The organism is Lentisalinibacter orientalis, from assembly GCF_040706535.1.
Taxonomy (GTDB): domain Bacteria; phylum Pseudomonadota; class Gammaproteobacteria; order Steroidobacterales; family Woeseiaceae; genus Lentisalinibacter; species Lentisalinibacter orientalis.
In genome coordinates this window covers 16,772-32,917 of sequence record NZ_JAPDRJ010000002.1, presented here as the reverse complement: position 1 = coordinate 32,917, position 16,146 = coordinate 16,772, and the positions used below count along the sequence as shown (strand labels likewise).

The window sequence follows — 16,146 nt, the reverse complement described above, 5'->3', positions numbered from 1 at the left end:
GCCGCACTCCGAAGGACTATGTTAAATCGCTGGTCGCGTATTGACGCGGCGCAACATGCGTGTCTCGCCTCGTTGTCTATACTCCCGGGGGACACGCTGCACGAAAACAAGAGGGGGAGTCATTATGCGCAAGCTGTTCACGCCTGGTCTCGCACTCGCACTGCTGTCCATCACCGCAACGCCGGCGCTCGCCGACGGCTGGGAGCGGATCGACGCGCCGGATCACTTCACCGACCGCAACGGCGTAGAGCGTAGTCCTTCCTGTTCAGGCGGGCCCGTGCCGGTCCCCGGCGCTTTGCCTGATCAGGCGGACACTGACTATGCATTCTTCGTCCGTCCCGGTGATCCGCGTCGCTTGGCGATCTTCTTCGATGGCGGCGGTGCCTGCTGGGACAAGAACACCTGCATCGGCACACCGCTGCTCGGCTCGTCGGTCTATACCCAGGAGATCGACGAGACGGTCGAGTCGCTGAATGCCTCGCCGGGGCTCGCCGATGCCTCCAACCCCGATAATCCCATCGGTGACTACACTCAGGTCTACATCCCTTACTGCACGGGTGATCTGCACACGGGCTCCAATGATCAGGAGTACACGCTGCAAACGGAGCTGGGGCCGCTAGACTGGACCATCCGTCACCGCGGCGCCGACAACGTGGCCTTCGTGCTGGACTGGCTGGCGAAGCATTACGGCGAGCTCGGTTATGCCCCCGGCAAGGTCTTCCTCAGCGGCGCCAGCGCCGGTGGCTACGGTGTCACTTATCACTACCCGGCGATCGCGCGGATGCTGCCCTGGTACACCCGTACCCGCGTCCTGGTTGACGCGGCCAACGGCGTCATTACTGATGATTTCTACAACCGCACGCTCACGCCGGACGGCGTCTGGGGAGTCTGGGAGAACCTGGCACCGGAGCTGCAGTCCGCGTTCTCGTCCGGCGCCGACCAGATCACGGTCGAGCTCTTCAAGTCGCTGGCCTGGAACTATCCGGGCGCGCGGTTCGGGCAGTACACGACGGCCTTCGACGAGGTTCAGATCGGTTTCTTCAACCTCGCGCGGAATACGGACCGACCGGATCTGTGGGAGGATCCGAACGAGCTCGCGCTGTCCGCGTTCGAGTGGACCATCCGGGCCCGGACTTACATGAACCTGGTGGCGTTGCAGACCTGGAATTATCGCTACTACATCGCGGCGGGCGGCGATCACACCGTTGTCGGCAGCGACAAGTTCTACGCCGAGGACTCGGCGGCCGGCGTGCCGTTGGTCGACTGGGTCGACGACATGATCAACCGCCGCTGGCTGTGGTGGGGCAGCGACTGGCGCAACGTGTCCTGCACACCCAATTGCCTCGAATGATGGCTTGAGCCGCGCTCCGGCGCGCTTTGGATGAATGCCCTGCGCGGTTACCATTTCCGCGCAGGGCATTTCTTCCTGGTTGCGCGCGTGGCGGGTTTGCGACGATGACCGACGAGCTGCATGGTTCCCTCTCGGATCGGCTGCTTCGGCGGGTGAATCTGCTGGAGGGCTGGCTCGAGCGCACGCAGTCCCGCATGAGCCTTCTTCCGCTGCGTCTGCTTGGCTATGCTTCGATCGTACTGCTCCTGCTGACCAGCAATTTGATCGCCGTCATCCGCTGGCCGTTCGCCGCGTTGTTCCGGCCGCGGCCCGTTGCGGTGGGGCCGACGGAGGACGAATTCGCCGGGTTGCGCGGGGGGAAGCCGCTGGATGCCGACGAGCAGACGCTCAGAAGGATGATCGCTTGCGGCCGGCCCGTGCTGGTGGATTTCTGGGCGGCCTGGTGCGGGCCCTGTCTCATGATGAATCCGGCGCTGGAGCGTCTGGCCGCGGAGCTGGGTGATGCCTGCATCGTGGCGAAGGTGGACACGGTGCGTCACTCCGCGCTGGCGGGGGAATACGGCGTACGTGGCTTGCCGGCACTGGTTGTCTTCCGGGATGGTATGGAGATCGCGCGTCACGCCGGCGCCCTGAGCTACGGCGAGTTACGCGAATGGATTTTGAAGGCGGGGGTCTCGGCGCCGGCCGAGGAGAGCAGGGTCTGACCGAATTACCGGGCAACAGGCTCACGCAGCGGGACCGGATGCCGCACTGCCGGCGTCGCTCTTCAGTGTCTTGTGGGCGACGAGGTTCGCGAATCCGTGGGGCATCCCGCGATCGGTCGATTGTATGCGGTTATCATGGCGGCGGTGCATTCACCTTGGGAGATGCTGATATGTCCTGCCCCATGCGCTATGCCGCAGCCTTCGCCGTAGCTCTGCTCCTCGCTTTCCTGCCCGACGCCGCGACCGCGGAGAACGACTCCATCTATGTGCCCCTCGACGAGATCGGTGTCTATTCCGCGGACGACTATTCCTCCGGGATCACCGATTGCGACCGGCTCGCCGGACATCCGTCCGACCCGAATTCGGTCACGGACGGCGTGAGCCGGGCCGGGATGGACAAGCCCGCCGCCATCGAAGCCTGCAAGAAGGCACTGGCCGTGGACCCGGACAACCCGCGCCTGAACTATCAGCTGGCCCGCGCGTATGGTTACTCCGGCATGCATGCAGCGGCCGAACCGTACCGCGAGGCCGCGCTGCGCGCCGGCTATCCCCAATCGCTGTTCGTGATGGGCTACATCCTCGTCACCGGCTGGAGCGGCACCGAGACCGATCCCTGCTACGGCGGCGAACTCATCCGCCGTTCGGCCGAGGCCGGTCGCTATGCCGGTCTCGTGGGCTTCCCGTATTACGCGGTGAAGGGCACGTTCACCGATTGCGACGGCCTGGAAGTCTCCGCCGCCCAGCTCGAGGCCATGCTGGACGCGGCCACCGAGCGGGGCCCGGACTACTATCAGGGCCTGCTGATCGACCTGCTGCGAGACCGCGTCAAGACTCAGTTCCGCTGATTTGCGAGCCCGCTCTGCAACCGGTCGGCCTTCCCGGACGCCGGCAAAAAACTGCGCTCTTCCTGATCGGATTCGGACCGGGATCCTGCTTGTACGGATAAGGCCCACCGAATCACCGTCAGGGAGAGATGAACAGGCACCATATATTCGATCGCTGCTCGACCCGAGTGACGCCGATGGGTCGATTCAGTGGCCGGAGACTTCTGCTCGCACTGAGCGGCTCTCTCCTGATGCCGTTGGGCAGCGCGCATGGCGACCTGCAGGAGCGGCACGGGCAATTGCTGCCGACCCCACAGGAGCGCGAGGGTTCGTTCTATCCCACCGCGCTGCCCGTCGACGTGGACAACGATCTGCTGCGCATCGTGCCGCCTCGCTCGAGCCCGGCGCACGACGCGCGCCGAGGAGCGGAAGCGGATGGCCGCAGCTTTCCCCTCGCCGCGGGCCGCGCCGTCTATCTGTCGGGCCGCGTGCTCGACACCGGCGGCGGAGCTGTCCGTGCCGCGCGGGTCGAGATCTGGCAATGCGACGCCGGGGGCGTATACCGTCATCCACAGGCCTCGGGGCGCCCCGATCGCAACTTCGCAGGTTATGGCGTCACCACCGCGGACTGGGCTGGAAATTACCACTTCCGCACCCTGCGCCCCGTGCCCTGCGCGGAACGCACGCCGCACGTTCACATGCGTGTGACGGCGCCCGGCCACGTGCCGCTCACCACCCGGATCTACGACGCGGGCCAGCCCGAGCGTAACGCCGCCGATTCGATCTACCGGCGGCACTCGCCGGAAGCGCGCAGACAACTGACCGTCGAATTCCAGCCGCTCAAGACGGGCCCCTCGGCCCCGATGAGCGCCACCTTCGACGTAGTACTCGCTCTGGACTGACCGATGTCGGCGCCCCGTCAGAGTCTCGTTTCCACTTGGGGTCGGTCGCCGGCCCGAACTTCCGCCACCCGCCGCCCGCATGCCGGGCCTGGATTCATGGAGTCAGCATGTACCGTCTCGTCATCCACCTGATCGCCGGCTTCGCACTTGCTGCGCTGTTCGCCGCGCCTGAAACCAGCCACGCGGTCGACTTTGCTGCCATGGAATGCGGCAGTCTCGGCCAGCCGGCGTGCTCGGTCGCGCCCGCAACCTACGAGAGTCAGAAACCGAAGGGTTGCCCGGACGGGTCGTTCTTCGATCCCATCAACGGCGGTAGCTGCTGGAGTTGCCCGTCGGGCACGGTCCGCCAGGTGACGCCGGTGAATTCCGGTAACGCCTGCCTGCGCCCGCCGGGTGAGACGACGGCACGGGCGAAACGTAACGGGCGCGGGACGGGCCTGCTCGGCACCGATTGCCCGAAAGGCCAGTTCTGGGACCCGAACGGCTCTTGCTGGAGTTGTCCGAGCGGTTACGCCCGCACCGCCGCTCCCGTCACCGCGAAGAATGCCTGCACGAAATGGCGAGGTCCGTCGTTTGCCCGAGCCACGTTGCGCAAGCGCCTTGCCTGCCCGGACGGGTCCTTCTTCGACCCGACCCGTGACGGCAGCTGCTGGTCCTGCCCCGAAGGATACGTGCGCACGCTGGTACCGGTGAACGAACCAAACGCCTGCGCCGCAGGCAATCTCGTGGCCGGGGCCAGCCCGGTGTTCGGGCTGTGCGACGACGGTCTTGCCAATGTCGGCGGACGCTGTTTCGAGCGCAACCGCTGCGGCGCCCTCGGCGAGCGTCCGTGCCTGCTCGTGGAACGCCTTCCCTCCTGCGACGCCGGATTGGCCGAAGACTTCCTCAACAACCGATGCGTGGAAGATCGCCTCGGCCAAACGGCCTGCCGGGCACTCGTCGATGCGCTGTGGGGCGGTCAGGAAGTTGCGGCGTTGCTGAGCCAGGCCCCCAAACCTGCCGACCTGCTCGATCTGGCCCTCGATCAGCATCGCACCACGGCGGAGCTAAGGCGTAAGGCGGAGGCGGCACGCCAGCGCGGCGAAGAATTCATGAGTGATGCCATCGTAAGCCGGGTCATTCCGGAAGCGGGCCCGATCCTGGCGAAGCTCAACGATCCCGCCAGCCGCACTCTGGTCCGGGAGATGTTCTCGGCCGAGACGGTCTGCGGCGGTGATCTGGCGAGGATGGACCGCCTGGTCACGATGTACGACCTGGTGCCGCCGAGCCTCCTCGCGGAGATCGAGCAGGCGCGCCCGAATCCGGCCATCATCTTCGGCGCGCTGCCGATGCTGGGCATCTCGAGTGCCCATGCCGACGACAACTGGGACCCGATTCCACTGGCCGACCCGCTCTGGCGACATTTCTTCATCGGCTACCAGGTGACGTTGTCCGGGGCCAAGGGCCTCGGCGGCGGCATCAGCATCATTGGCGTCACGGATCTTCGCGGCAATGGCGGCTTCTATCTCGAACCGCAGGTCAAGGCGGTGACCAATGTCGGCGGTGGTGCGGATGTTCGGGTCCTGTTCTTCTGGGAGGCCAACATGAACACTTTCGGAGGACTGGGGTTCGGTATCGGCGGCACCGGGCCCAGTCCAAAGGGTCAGGGCGTCGTGAGCCTGGGCGTGGACCTCATCCTCGAATCGAACCTGTTCCTGCCCGGTATCGGTCTCGGCGCCGGTGTCGGCAAGTCGAAGCTGCCTGTTGATGGGAGCCTCAGCGCGGCCTGGGCCTTTCCGCTCAGCCAGTACTGCGCCTCCACGCCCGAGAGGTCCTGTGATAACTGCAGCTGCCTGAAGTGAGTCGGCCGGTTGTCAGCAGATCGGTATTGCCGCGGCCGGATTGACGAATCCGAATGACACCCGGGCGATCGGCGTGCATTGGTAGACTATGACTGCACTACGATCGCCGGGCTCGCCTCGGCACTCACTGCAAGGGAGGCGTTCATGAAGATCACGTACCGTAGCACTACCATCGGGTTCGTCGCGCTGCTGCTCACCGCCTGCGGCGGCGCGGGCGACGCGCCGGAGTCTGTTGTCGTGGCTGAAGATGCTGCCAGGGAAGGTGCGGCAAAGGAGGCGGAGTCCGCGCCGCCGGCGCCGGTTGCCGAAGAAGAGACCGAAGCGCGCGGTGGCCCCGCACTGACGCCGGAGTACCTGGAGGGCACCTGGTGCTTCGCCTACACCGATCTGGGCAAGGGCAACCGGGAAGAGCAGGGCATCGAATACGTCTTCAACGCGGACGGCACGCTAACCTACCAGCGCAATCCGACCAGCGGCGAGATGGATCCGGGCAGCTACGAGATCCAGGGCGACATGGTCGACCTGCGGCCGATGTTCATGGTGTTCGATCTCAGGATCGACTCCGTGGAAGACGACGAGTTCGTGCTGAAGGGCATGGGGCGCCATTACTTCATACGCGGCGTCTGTCCCGAATAGCGCCCGGCACCCTGCAGATCGTTTGCCGAACGGCCGCGTAGCCGGCCTGACATTGCGGGCTCCCGCCGGTACGCTTGGGGCGCAGGTTACGGACAGGGAGATTCGCCATGGCGGGTATCGACATCACGAAGCACCCCATCCACCTGGGTCCCGGTGCCACTGCCGAAGTGGAGCCTGCGTTCACCGGCGACATGGACTGGTACCAGGGCTATGGTGAGCGGCACGGTGCCGACGGCGTCGAGGCGCGGCTCGTCTCCATGCACTCGTTCAGCGAGCCCTGGGACACCTGGGAGGTTCATCCCCATGGCAGCGAGGTGGTGCTTTGCATCGCCGGGTCGATGACCCTGCACCAGGAGCGGCCGGACGGTTCGAAGACGACTGTCGAGCTGCAGGCCGGCGAGTACGCGGTGAACGAACCGGGGGTGTGGCACACCGCTGATGTGGATAGCAAAGCCACCGCCCTGTTCATTACGGCGGGGCTGGGAACAGAGCACCGTCCGAGAGACTGACGCGGAGCGATCCGCCAGACCGGGAGATATCATGGCCAGACTGATCGAAGCCCCCACCGTCGTGCCCGCCGTCGGCGAGCCGCCGAAGCGCATCGAGGAATACGTGGGGCATGCCAACACGCCGGAGCACGCGCCGGTGAGCGTCGCCCGCATGGTGAGCCCGGAGGGCTGGTCTGAACCGGGCCAGCGGCCGGAGTTCGACGAGTTCACCGTCGTGCTGCAAGGCGCGTTGCGGGTGGAGACCGAGTCGCAGGCGTTCACCGTGGGCGCCGGCCAGGCGGTCGTCGCGGAGAAGGGCGAGTGGGTGCGCTACAGCACGCCGGACCCCGGCGGCGCGGAGTACGTCGCCGTGTGCCTGCCGGCATTCTCGCCGGACACCGTGCACCGGGACGACGACTGACCACCGGAGGCAGCTCATGGAACTCGAAGGCTCCTGTCACTGCGGCGCGGTGCGTTTCCGCCTGCAGTCGAAACACCCGTATCCGTTCAACCTCTGCTACTGCTCCATCTGCCGCAAGACGGCGGGCGGCGGCGGCTACGCCATCAACCTCAGCGGCGACTCCCGCACGCTGGCGGTGGAGGGCGGCGAGCACATCACCGTGTTCCATGCCAGGGTGCCCGATGGTGAGACCGGGGAGCGGCGCGAGAGCCGGGGCGAGCGCCGTTTCTGCAAGCACTGCGGCAGCGCCCTGTGGGTATGGGACCCGCGCTGGCCGAACCTGGTGCATCCGTTCGCCTCGGCCATCGACACCGACCTGCCGCAGCCGCCGGAGCGCACCCATCTGCTCACGGGCTCGAAAGCCAACTGGGTCCCGGTGCAGGCCGAGGAGCAGGACAAGGTGTTCGAGGGTTATCCCGACGAGTCCATCGCCGAATGGCACCAGCGCCTGGGCCTGGAAACGTGACACACATGTAGGAGGGCCTTCAGGCCCGACCCCGTGATGGGCATGTAGGAGGGGCTTTAGCCCCGGTTCATTAAACAGTCGGGCCTGAAGGCCCTCCTACATGATTCTGCAGGTATTCGCGGTGGCCGTAGTAGCGGCCCACCTCGCCGCGGTAGGGGTTCTCCGCCTTCTCCCCGGCTGCCGCTCCCTCGGGATACCGGCCCATGCCGGACAGGATGCAATACCAGGAGTAGGGCGCGTAGGACGAGCCCCGGACGTGGCGCTGCAGCACCGGGAGGAAGTCGGGCGCGTCGCTGTCCCAGCCTTCGATCACGCCGCGCATGACGTCGGAGACGTTCTCGTTCGCCGCGCAGTCGCGCCAGTAGGGGGTGTCCCTGCGCGTCGTGAGCTTGTAGTGCATCTGGATGTAGTCGAGCGTCGAGTCGAAGGCGTCGTTCACGATGCGGTTGAAGTGATCCCGATACGTCGGCTCGAAATTGCCCCGGACGAACTGGGTGACGAAGCGATTGATGCTGAACTGCACCAGGCCGAGTGCGGTGGCCTCCAGCGGTTCGATGAAACCCTGCGACAGGCCGATGGCCACGCAGTTGTTCTTCCAGTGCTCCGAGACCCGACCGGTCTGCATCTTCAGGTGGCGGGCCGGCTGTTCCTCCGCCGGCGCGCCGATGAGCTCGCGCAGCTCCCGTTCGGCCTCCTCGGGCGTGATGTAGTCCGAGCTGTGCACGTAGCCCCAGCCGATGCGGTTGGTGAGGGGGATGCGCCACGCCCAGCCGGCGCTGAGCGCCCGGGACTCGGTGTAGGGCGGGATGTCGCCTTCCCCGGGCAGCGGCGTGCGCAGGGCCACGGCGCTGTCGTTGAAGAGGCGCGGCTTGTAGGAGGTGAATTCCGCGCCCAGCTTCTGGCCCAGCAGCCGCCGCGCGAAGCCGGTGCAGTCCACGAAGAAATCTCCGTGCAGGTCGCCGCCTTCCTCGGTGACCAGGTGGCTGATGTCGCCGTTCTCTTTCAGCACCACGTCGTTGACGTGATCGATGACGTGATTGATGCCGTTGGCGCGGCAGCGCTGTTTCAGGAATTCCGCTAGCAGGCCGGCGTCGAAGTGGTAGGCGTAGTCGATCTTGTCCGGCGTGCGCGGCGGCGGTCCGGCAGGTGCCTTGCGCTGGGCGGCGAGTTCCGCAGCGAAGAAATACCCGGCGGGATCCGTGTCTGCGGCCTCGCCCCGCCGCCGCCGGTTGCAGGCCTCGAAAAACGTCCCGTCGTATTGGCTGAAAGCGGGCGAGGCGAAGGGATGGAAATAGCTCGCGAACTGGTCGTTGGCCGTCCAGTCCGGGAACTCGATGCCGTGCTTGTAGGTGGCGTTGCAGGCCGCCATGAACTCGGCTTCGGGGATGCCGAGGAAATTCAGGAAGCGCTTGAACAGCGGCGTCGTGCCCTCGCCGACGCCGATGGTGGGCACGTTGCTCGATTCGATGAGGCTGATCCTGCTGCCCTGACGCCCGAAGCTCGCCAGGAAGATGCTCGCCGCCATCCAGCCGGCGCTGCCGCCGCCGACGATCACGATGTGTTCCGGGGGTCTGGCCATCTCCGCTCCGTATCAGCCTTGCCGGTATGGACGCGGACGACTTTACCAGAAGCGCTCCCGCGTGCCCCGGGGTGCGACCGGTCGGGTACCGGACGGGTCAGGCGAAGGCGGCCACGCCCAGGATGACGACCATGACGCCGCCGATGATCATCTTGGCGACGGTGCCCCAGAAGCGGCCGACCGCGGCGCCCTTGCCCGCCTCCATGGTGTGGATTAGCGGCCGGCCAGCCCAGACATCGCCCAGGATGGAACCGGCGAACGCGCCTATGCAGGCGCCGATGAGGGTGCCGAGCAGCGGCACCACCGGCGTGCCCAGGATGGCGCCGACGATGCCGCCGACGATGGCCAGAGCAGCGGCCCGCCGCGAGCCGCCGGCGCTGCGAGAGCCCGCCGCCCCGAGGACGAACTCCAGGATCTCGCCGAGCGTGGCCAGCCCGGCGCAGGCCAGCAGGATGGTCCAGCCGAACATCGGCGCGTCGGCCAGCAACCAGTCGACGAGCGCGGCTGAGAGCAGCATGAGCCAGGTGCCCGGCAGCCCGAACAGGATGGATGCCCAGAACACGAGGTTCAGCAGGATCAGCAGGATGGCGTAAGCGGCGGTCAGCATGGTGGGCGATAGGTTCGCGGCGATGCGGTCACTATAACGCAGCGGGCCGGCCTTACTCGATCGCCATGGACTCTTCCCGCACCTCTTGCTCGGCCGCTTCCAGTGCCTCTTCCTTCCTCTCCGCCTCGACGATCTCCGCCGCGGTTCCTTCCCCGTTGAACAGCGTCTCCCCGCCGAACACGCCGCCCGGCAATACGAAGAACACACCCAGCAGATAGCCCAGCGCCCAGCCCCGGTTGACCTCCACCCGGCGTCCGAGCCATTCGGCGGAACGGATCGGCAGGTCGCGCAGGAGGGGTATCACGAGGAAGACGCAGACGCCGGCGAGATTGTAGAAGAGATGCACCAGCGCGATCTGGAGCGCGACCATCTCGTAGGGACCCGTGATGGCCGTGGCCGCGAGCAGCGCGGTGATGCAGGTGCCGATGTTCGCGCCCAGGGTGAAGGGATAGATCTGACGCGTGGTGAGGATGCCGGCGCCGGCCAGCGGGACCACCAGGCTCGTCGTCGTGGAGGAAGACTGCACCAGCACGGTGACCGCGGTGCCGGAGGCAACCCCGGCAGCGGGTCCGCGGCCGATGGCGCGGTCCACCACGCCCTTCGCGCTTCCCATCATCACCGCGCGCAGCAGCCTGCCCAGATAGATCACCGAGAAAATGACCATGGCCATGCCGAGCGCGATGGCCAGGGAGGCGCCCACCGTGGTCGGCAAGGCCTTGAATACGCCGGTGAGAGCCGCGGCCACGGGTTTGGTGATGGCGCCGAGGAAATTCAGATCGCTGATGGAGGCGCCGCTGCCGCCGCTGAACCAGCCCGCCGCGACGCCGGCGGCGCGCTCCAGCGGGTGGAACAGCATCTCGACGGGCAGGAAGATGAGGATGCTGTAGAGATTGAAGAAATCATGGACGGTGGCGGCCTGAAAGGCGCGGTTGAAGGCCGCCTTCTCCCGCAGGCTGCCCAGGCTGACGATGGTGTTCGTGATGGTGGTGCCCATGTTCGCGCCCATGATCATGGGCACGGCGATGGAGACCGGCACGCCTCCCGCGACCAGGCCGACGATGACCGAGGTCACGGTGCTCGATGACTGGACGAGCGCGGTGGCCAGCGTACCCAGGATGACGCCGACGATCGGATTGCTCGCGAAAGCGAAGATGCGTTCGGCGCCCTCGGCACCGCCGGACAGCCACTTGAAGCCGTCGCCGATGACGCCGACGCCCACCAGCAGCATGTAGGCGAGCAGGGCGACGCCGGCCCAGGTCAGGGCATGGCCCGACTGGCGTACGGATGGCTCGCTGGCGGTCGGCCGGTTTTTGGTCAACGCGTCATTCCGTGGGGAGTCGTGCAAACGGCCCGTGATCTTCTCCCGGACTTTCGCCCCACGGAAGAGGCGTAACCAAAATTTAATATTGAGCTTTGTTGTCTGCAGTCGGTACTGGACGATCATCCCGCATCGCGGTGTCGAAAAACTTTCCAGATCAGTCCTGCCAGGCGGTGCTGCTGAGCGACACCCCGGCCCAGCTGACTGTTTTGTCGAATTTTCTAGAAATCGGCATGAATCTTGCTCAACTCCTAGCGAGCATCACACGGACTGAAGGGACTCAAGATGAAAAAATCTTTTTCTGTTTTCGCCACCATCCTTCTCTTCTCTGCATCTGTCGTACAGGCAGACGAGATTGAATGGACGGATTGGCAAGAGTACGGCGGCGACCAGGCGTTCGGCCTCTTGGACGACATCACGGTGACATACACTGGCGATTACGCCTTCGTACAGACCGGAAGCGGTACGAATTTTTGGACGGAGAATGGAGACCCCGCGCCTTACACGTCTAGTTCTACGATAGATAACGCGCCAACTGCTTCGGAGATGGTTGCTCTGGATTCGTCGGCAAGTCATACGATCACCTTCTCGGAAGCCATTCTGGATCCGATCATTGCAATCGTTAGTCTCGGCAGGACGAATTTGCCGGTTTCCTATACTTTCGATCAGAATTTTGCCGTGCTCAGCAGCGGCGTTGGATATTGGGGTGGCTCGGCGGGTGCCTACAGTCTGACGGGCAACACGCTTACCGGTTACGAGTTTCACGGAGCTTTACAGTTTGATGGGCTTCTTACCTCCATTTCTTGGAGTTCCAGTCCCGACGAGTACTGGCATGGCATCACTGTCGGCTCTGTCAAGGTGCCGGAGCCTAGTAGCCTGGCACTGCTCGGTATCAGCTTGCTCGGCCTCGCTCTTGTGCGCCGACGGGCGTTCTGAGCCGCGGCGATGCACGATTTTGACCAAAGATAAAGACCCCGGCACGAGGCTCGGGCCTTTCTTTGGCTAGAGCAAACCGCTAGTCAGAGCCGCCAGGCGCCCCTCCCGGATCAGCCGTGCCGACTTGTTGATGTCCGGCGCGAAGTATCGGTCGTGATCGTAGAAGGGCACCGCCGAGCGGATCAGCGCCCTGGCCTCTTCCACCTTCGGGCTGGATTTCAGCGGCGCGCGGAAGTCGAGACCCTGTGCGGCGGCCAGCCACTCGATGGCCAGGATGTTCTCGGTGTTCTCGTAGATGTCGCCCAGCCGCCGCGCGGCGAACGTGGCCATGGAGACGTGGTCCTCCTGGTTGGCCGAGGTCGGCAGCGAGTCCACCGAGGCGGGGTGCGCCAGGGTCTTGTTCTCGCTGGCCAGTGCCGCGGCGGTGACCTGCGCCACCATGAAGCCGGAATTCACGCCCTCGTTCTCCACGATGAACGGCGGCAGGCCGCTCAGGCTGGAGTCGATCAACAGCGCCATGCGGCGCTCCGACAGCGCGCCGATCTCCGCCAGCGCGATGGCCAGCATGTCCGCGGCCATGGCGACGGGCTCGGCGTGGAAGTTGCCGCCGGAGAGGATCTCGCCGGTGTCGGCGAACACCAGCGGGTTGTCGGAGACGCCGTTCGCCTCGGCGATCAGGATGCGGGCGGCGTGTTCGATCTGCTGCAGGCAGGCGCCCATCACCTGGGGCTGGCAACGCAGCGAGTACGGATCCTGCACCTTCTCGCAGCCCTCGTGGGAGCGGCCGATCCCGGAAGACTCGCCGAGGATCTCCCGGTAGCGCCGGGCGATCTCGCTCTGGGCCGCCTGGCCGCGGATGGCATGGATGCGCTCGTCGAAGGGCACCCGGGAACCCTGCGCCGCCTCCACCGTCATGGAGCCGACCAGCAGCGCAGAAGAGAGCGCGTTCTCCGCGTGGAACAGACCCTCCAGGCCGTAGGCGGTGGACGCCTGCGTGCCGTTCAGCAGCGCGAGTCCCTCCTTCGGCGCGAGCGGCGTCGCCTCGATGCCGGCGTGGCGCAGGGCGGCATCCGCGGGCACCAGCTCGCCGTCCACGAAGGCCTCGCCCTCGCCGAGCAGGATGGTGCTCATGTGCGCGAGCGGCGCCAGGTCGCCGGAGGCGCCCACGGAGCCCTTCTCGGGGATGGCCGGGCACACGCCCGCGTTCACGAGTGCGACCAGCCGGTCGACCAGTTCGGGGCGCACGCCGGAATAGCCCCGCGCCAGGGACTTGATCTTCAGCACCATCAGCAGCCGCACGGTACGAGGCGGCATGAAGTCGCCGACGCCGGCGGCGTGCGACAGTACGATGCTCTTCTGCAGGGTCTCGAGCGCATCCGGCGGGATCTTCGTGTTGGCGAGCCGCCCGAACCCGGTATTCACGCCGTAGACGGTGCGTCCTTCGCCCAGCACCCGTGCCACGGTCTCGGCCGAGCGCGCCATGGCGTCGCGGCAGGCGGCGTCGATGGTGAGTTCCACCGGCCCCGCGCTGACCCGGCGGAGCTCCTGCAGGGTCAGGTCGTTCGCCGTGATCTCGAGTGTGTTCATCCGCCGTCACCTCCCGTCTCCACCATGGGCAGGTCCAGCCCGTTCCTGCGGGCGCACTCGACGGCCCGGTCGTAGCCCGCGTCCGCGTGGCGCATGACGCCGGTGGCCGGGTCGTTCCAGAGCACGCGGCCGACGCGCCGGGCCGCCGCCTCCGTGCCGTCGCAGACGATGACCAGCCCGGCGTGCTGGCTGTAGCCCATGCCGACGCCGCCGCCGTGGTGGATGCTGACCCAGGTGGCGCCGCTGGCCGTATTCAGCAGCGCGTTCAGGAACGCCCAGTCGGAGACCGCGTCGCTGCCGTCCAGCATGCCTTCGGTCTCCCGGTTGGGCGAGGCCACCGAACCCGAGTCGAGGTGATCCCGCCCGATGACCACCGGTGCCTTCAGTTCGCCGCTGGCCACCATCTCGTTGAAGGCCAGGCCCAGGCGCGCGCGGTCGGCCAGGCCCACCCAGCAGATGCGGGACGGCAGGCCCTGGAAGCTGATGCGTTCGCGGGCCATGTCCAGCCAGTTGTGCAGATGGGCGTCGTCCGGGATGAGTTCCTTCACCTTCGCATCGGTGGCGTAGATGTCCTCCGGGTTGCCGGAGAGCGCCGCCCAGCGGAACGGGCCGATGCCCTCGCAGAACAGCGGGCGGATGTAGGCCGGCACGAAGCCGGGGAAGTCGAACGCGTTCTCCACGCCCTCGTCCTTGGCCATCTGGCGCAGGTTGTTGCCGTAGTCGAATGTGACCGCCCCCTGCTGCTGCAGCGCCAGCATGCCGCGGACGTGGACGGCCATGGACTCCATGGCGGCGCGCACCACCCGGTCCGGGTCCTTCTCACGCGCGGCCTTCGTCTGCGCGAGCGACCAGCCGCGGGGCACGTAGCCGTTCAGGGGATCGTGGGCGCTGGTCTGGTCCGTGAGCGCGTCCGGCACCACTCCCCGCTCGGCCAGCTCGGGCACGACGTCGGCGGCGTTGGCCAGCAGGCCGACGGACACCGCGCGGCCTTCCGACTTCGCCTTGTCGATCAGGCGCAGCGCCTCGTCCAGGGAGCCGGCCTTGCGGTCCAGGTAGCCGGTGCGAAGCCGGAAGTCGATGCGGCTCTCGTCAACCTCGACGGCCAGCATGGAGAAGCCCGCCATGGTGGCCGCCAGCGGCTGGGCGCCGCCCATGCCGCCCAGCCCGGCGGTGAGGATCCAGCGGCCGCCCGCATCGCCGTCGAAGTGCTGGCGGGCGACGGCGCCGAAGGTCTCGTAGGTGCCCTGGACGATGCCCTGGGAGCCGATGTAGATCCAGGAGCCCGCAGTCATCTGCCCGTACATCATGAGGCCCTTGCGGTCGAGATCGTTGAAGTGCTCCCAGGTGGCCCAGCGGGGCACCAGGTTGGAGTTGGCGATCAGCACCCGGGGCGCGTCGGCGTGGGTGCGGAACACGCCCACGGGCTTGCCGCTCTGCACCAGCAGCGTCTGGTCGTCTTCCAGCCGGCGCAGTACCTCGACGATGCGGTCGTAGGACTCCCAGTCCCTGGCCGCGCGGCCGATGCCGCCGTAGACCACCAGGCCCTCCGGGTGCTCGGCCACGTCCGCGTCCAGGTTGTTCATGAGCATGCGCAGCGGCGCCTCGGTGAGCCAGCTCTTCGCCGAGAGCTCGGTGCCGTGCGGTGCGCTGATCACGCGCTCGGGGTCGTATCGGTTCATTTCTTCCCCCTGTGGGTATTGTCGTCGCGCCGCTCGTCATGGCGGGCGGGCGCGCGGAAATCGAGGTGGCTGCCCAGGCGGTAGCGGTTGCCCGGGTAGGTGAGCCGGGCGAAGGTGACCACCGCCCGGCGGCTGAAGGTGCGCCGGGTGACGCGCAGGCAGGGCGCCTCCGGCCGGATCTCGAGCGCCCGCGCCACGCCGGGCATGGCGGTGGTGGCCTCCACCACGTGGTCGGCCTCGGCCAGCGGCGCCACCGCCGACAGGTATTCGTTCGGGGTGGTGCCGGCGAAGTCCTGGGCCAGATAGTCCGGGGCGCAGGCCGGGTTCACGTAACGGTCCTCGTGCTGGATGGGGACGCCGTTCTCCCGGTGGACCAGCACGGAGTGGTAAAGCTCGTCATCGGGTTCGACGTCGAAGTAGCGGCCCAGCTCCTCGCCGGCGGTCACGGATTCGAGCCGCAGCACCTCGGCGCTGTGGCGGTGGCCGCGCTCGGCAATCTCGTCGGCGATGTTGCGGACCTGCAGCATGGAGCTCATCGGCCGGGAGTCGGCCACGAAGCTGCCGAGTCCGCGGGTGCGCAGCAGGAATCCGGCGTCCGCCAGCTCCTGCAGCGCCCGCCGGGCCGTCATGCGGCTCACGCCGAAGCGCGCGACGAGTTCGTTCTCCGAAGGCACCCGCTCCCCCGCGCGCAGCCGGCCGCTCTCGATATCCTCGAGCAGTTGGTCGCGGATGATACGGTAGCGGGGTGTGGCCATAATCCGTTCGGCG

At 66.7% G+C, this 16,146-nt stretch carries 16 protein-coding genes; 10 read left to right on the top strand and 6 right to left on the bottom strand.

Features of this window, described 5'->3' with window-relative positions:
* The first annotated feature begins 124 nt into the window (after window positions 1-124).
* From ACJMK0_RS10080 to ACJMK0_RS10040, 9 genes are all read left to right on the top strand, one after another.
* Entirely contained in the window at window positions 125-1,351 is a 1,227-nt protein-coding gene (locus ACJMK0_RS10080; RefSeq protein ID WP_405238011.1) for a pectin acetylesterase-family hydrolase, read from the top strand.
* Window positions 1,352-1,455: 104 nt separating this feature from the next.
* Window positions 1,456-2,055 (top strand): thioredoxin family protein, encoded by a 600-nt coding sequence (locus tag ACJMK0_RS10075; RefSeq protein WP_405238009.1) that lies wholly within the window; start codon window positions 1,456-1,458, stop codon window positions 2,053-2,055.
* 170 nt (window positions 2,056-2,225) lie between these two features.
* Window positions 2,226-2,900: a tetratricopeptide repeat protein gene (locus ACJMK0_RS10070; protein WP_405238007.1), complete on the top strand. Its 675-nt coding sequence runs from the start codon at window positions 2,226-2,228 to the stop codon at window positions 2,898-2,900.
* 176 nt (window positions 2,901-3,076) lie between these two features.
* Window positions 3,077-3,781: a dioxygenase family protein gene (locus ACJMK0_RS10065; protein WP_405238005.1), complete on the top strand. Its 705-nt coding sequence runs from the start codon at window positions 3,077-3,079 to the stop codon at window positions 3,779-3,781.
* 107 nt (window positions 3,782-3,888) lie between these two features.
* Complete coding sequence (locus tag ACJMK0_RS10060; RefSeq protein ID WP_405238003.1) at window positions 3,889-5,622, top strand: hypothetical protein; 1,734 nt, start codon at window positions 3,889-3,891, stop codon at window positions 5,620-5,622.
* A 144-nt stretch (window positions 5,623-5,766) separates the two neighbouring features.
* The gene (locus ACJMK0_RS10055) at window positions 5,767-6,258 is read left to right on the top strand and encodes a hypothetical protein (RefSeq protein ID WP_405238001.1); all 492 of its coding nucleotides are present in this window, start codon (window positions 5,767-5,769) and stop codon (window positions 6,256-6,258) included.
* Window positions 6,259-6,365: 107 nt separating this feature from the next.
* Window positions 6,366-6,767 carry a cupin gene (locus ACJMK0_RS10050; RefSeq protein WP_405237999.1) on the top strand — a complete coding sequence of 134 codons (402 nt, stop codon included), beginning with the start codon at window positions 6,366-6,368 and terminating at the stop codon, window positions 6,765-6,767.
* Between the two features lie 31 nt (window positions 6,768-6,798).
* On the top strand, window positions 6,799-7,167 hold the full coding sequence (locus ACJMK0_RS10045; RefSeq protein ID WP_405237997.1) for a cupin domain-containing protein: 369 nt from the start codon (window positions 6,799-6,801) through the stop codon (window positions 7,165-7,167).
* Window positions 7,168-7,183: 16 nt separating this feature from the next.
* Window positions 7,184-7,672 carry a GFA family protein gene (locus ACJMK0_RS10040; RefSeq protein ID WP_405237995.1) on the top strand — a complete coding sequence of 163 codons (489 nt, stop codon included), beginning with the start codon at window positions 7,184-7,186 and terminating at the stop codon, window positions 7,670-7,672.
* A gap of 70 nt (window positions 7,673-7,742) precedes the next feature.
* Here the strand turns inward: ACJMK0_RS10040 and ACJMK0_RS10035 are convergent, their stop codons facing one another.
* The 3 genes from ACJMK0_RS10035 to ACJMK0_RS10025 form a co-directional block, all read right to left on the bottom strand.
* Window positions 7,743-9,251, bottom strand: a complete 1,509-nt coding sequence (locus tag ACJMK0_RS10035; RefSeq protein WP_405237994.1) for a tryptophan halogenase family protein — start codon at window positions 9,249-9,251, stop codon at window positions 7,743-7,745.
* 97 nt (window positions 9,252-9,348) lie between these two features.
* Window positions 9,349-9,858 (bottom strand): DUF456 family protein, encoded by a 510-nt coding sequence (locus ACJMK0_RS10030; protein WP_405237992.1) that lies wholly within the window; start codon window positions 9,856-9,858, stop codon window positions 9,349-9,351.
* A 52-nt stretch (window positions 9,859-9,910) separates the two neighbouring features.
* Window positions 9,911-11,176: a Na/Pi symporter gene (locus ACJMK0_RS10025; RefSeq protein ID WP_405237990.1), complete on the bottom strand. Its 1,266-nt coding sequence runs from the start codon at window positions 11,174-11,176 to the stop codon at window positions 9,911-9,913.
* 285 nt (window positions 11,177-11,461) lie between these two features.
* Between ACJMK0_RS10025 and ACJMK0_RS10020 the strand changes: the two genes are divergently transcribed.
* On the top strand, window positions 11,462-12,112 hold the full coding sequence (locus tag ACJMK0_RS10020) for a PEP-CTERM sorting domain-containing protein (protein WP_405237988.1): 651 nt from the start codon (window positions 11,462-11,464) through the stop codon (window positions 12,110-12,112).
* A gap of 66 nt (window positions 12,113-12,178) precedes the next feature.
* Here the strand turns inward: ACJMK0_RS10020 and hutH are convergent, their stop codons facing one another.
* From hutH to hutC, 3 genes are read right to left on the bottom strand one after another with little or no spacing between them, the layout of a single operon-like run.
* Window positions 12,179-13,699: a histidine ammonia-lyase gene (hutH, locus tag ACJMK0_RS10015; RefSeq protein ID WP_405237986.1), complete on the bottom strand. Its 1,521-nt coding sequence runs from the start codon at window positions 13,697-13,699 to the stop codon at window positions 12,179-12,181.
* Window positions 13,696-15,378, bottom strand: a complete 1,683-nt coding sequence (gene hutU, locus ACJMK0_RS10010; protein WP_405237984.1) for a urocanate hydratase — start codon at window positions 15,376-15,378, stop codon at window positions 13,696-13,698. The genes hutH and hutU overlap by 4 nt, the downstream gene beginning before the upstream one ends.
* On the bottom strand, window positions 15,375-16,133 hold the full coding sequence (gene hutC / locus ACJMK0_RS10005) for a histidine utilization repressor (RefSeq protein ID WP_405237982.1): 759 nt from the start codon (window positions 16,131-16,133) through the stop codon (window positions 15,375-15,377). Before hutC ends, hutU begins: the two co-directional genes overlap by 4 nt.
* Window positions 16,134-16,146 lie beyond the last annotated feature (13 nt).

Coding starts and splice junctions, on each gene's coding strand:
- ACJMK0_RS10065 (WP_405238005.1), top strand. CDS start 3,077: ATGGGTCGATTCAGTGGCCGGAGACTTCTGCTCGCACTGAGCGGCTCT.
- ACJMK0_RS10070 (WP_405238007.1), top strand. CDS start 2,226: ATGTCCTGCCCCATGCGCTATGCCGCAGCCTTCGCCGTAGCTCTGCTC.
- ACJMK0_RS10045 (WP_405237997.1), top strand. CDS start 6,799: ATGGCCAGACTGATCGAAGCCCCCACCGTCGTGCCCGCCGTCGGCGAG.
- ACJMK0_RS10035 (WP_405237994.1), bottom strand. CDS start 9,251: ATGGCCAGACCCCCGGAACACATCGTGATCGTCGGCGGCGGCAGCGCC.
- ACJMK0_RS10055 (WP_405238001.1), top strand. CDS start 5,767: ATGAAGATCACGTACCGTAGCACTACCATCGGGTTCGTCGCGCTGCTG.
- hutC (WP_405237982.1), bottom strand. CDS start 16,133: ATGGCCACACCCCGCTACCGTATCATCCGCGACCAACTGCTCGAGGAT.
- ACJMK0_RS10040 (WP_405237995.1), top strand. CDS start 7,184: ATGGAACTCGAAGGCTCCTGTCACTGCGGCGCGGTGCGTTTCCGCCTG.
- ACJMK0_RS10075 (WP_405238009.1), top strand. CDS start 1,456: ATGACCGACGAGCTGCATGGTTCCCTCTCGGATCGGCTGCTTCGGCGG.
- ACJMK0_RS10080 (WP_405238011.1), top strand. CDS start 125: ATGCGCAAGCTGTTCACGCCTGGTCTCGCACTCGCACTGCTGTCCATC.
- ACJMK0_RS10030 (WP_405237992.1), bottom strand. CDS start 9,858: ATGCTGACCGCCGCTTACGCCATCCTGCTGATCCTGCTGAACCTCGTG.
- ACJMK0_RS10060 (WP_405238003.1), top strand. CDS start 3,889: ATGTACCGTCTCGTCATCCACCTGATCGCCGGCTTCGCACTTGCTGCG.
- ACJMK0_RS10050 (WP_405237999.1), top strand. CDS start 6,366: ATGGCGGGTATCGACATCACGAAGCACCCCATCCACCTGGGTCCCGGT.
- hutH (WP_405237986.1), bottom strand. CDS start 13,699: ATGAACACACTCGAGATCACGGCGAACGACCTGACCCTGCAGGAGCTC.
- hutU (WP_405237984.1), bottom strand. CDS start 15,378: ATGAACCGATACGACCCCGAGCGCGTGATCAGCGCACCGCACGGCACC.
- ACJMK0_RS10020 (WP_405237988.1), top strand. CDS start 11,462: ATGAAAAAATCTTTTTCTGTTTTCGCCACCATCCTTCTCTTCTCTGCA.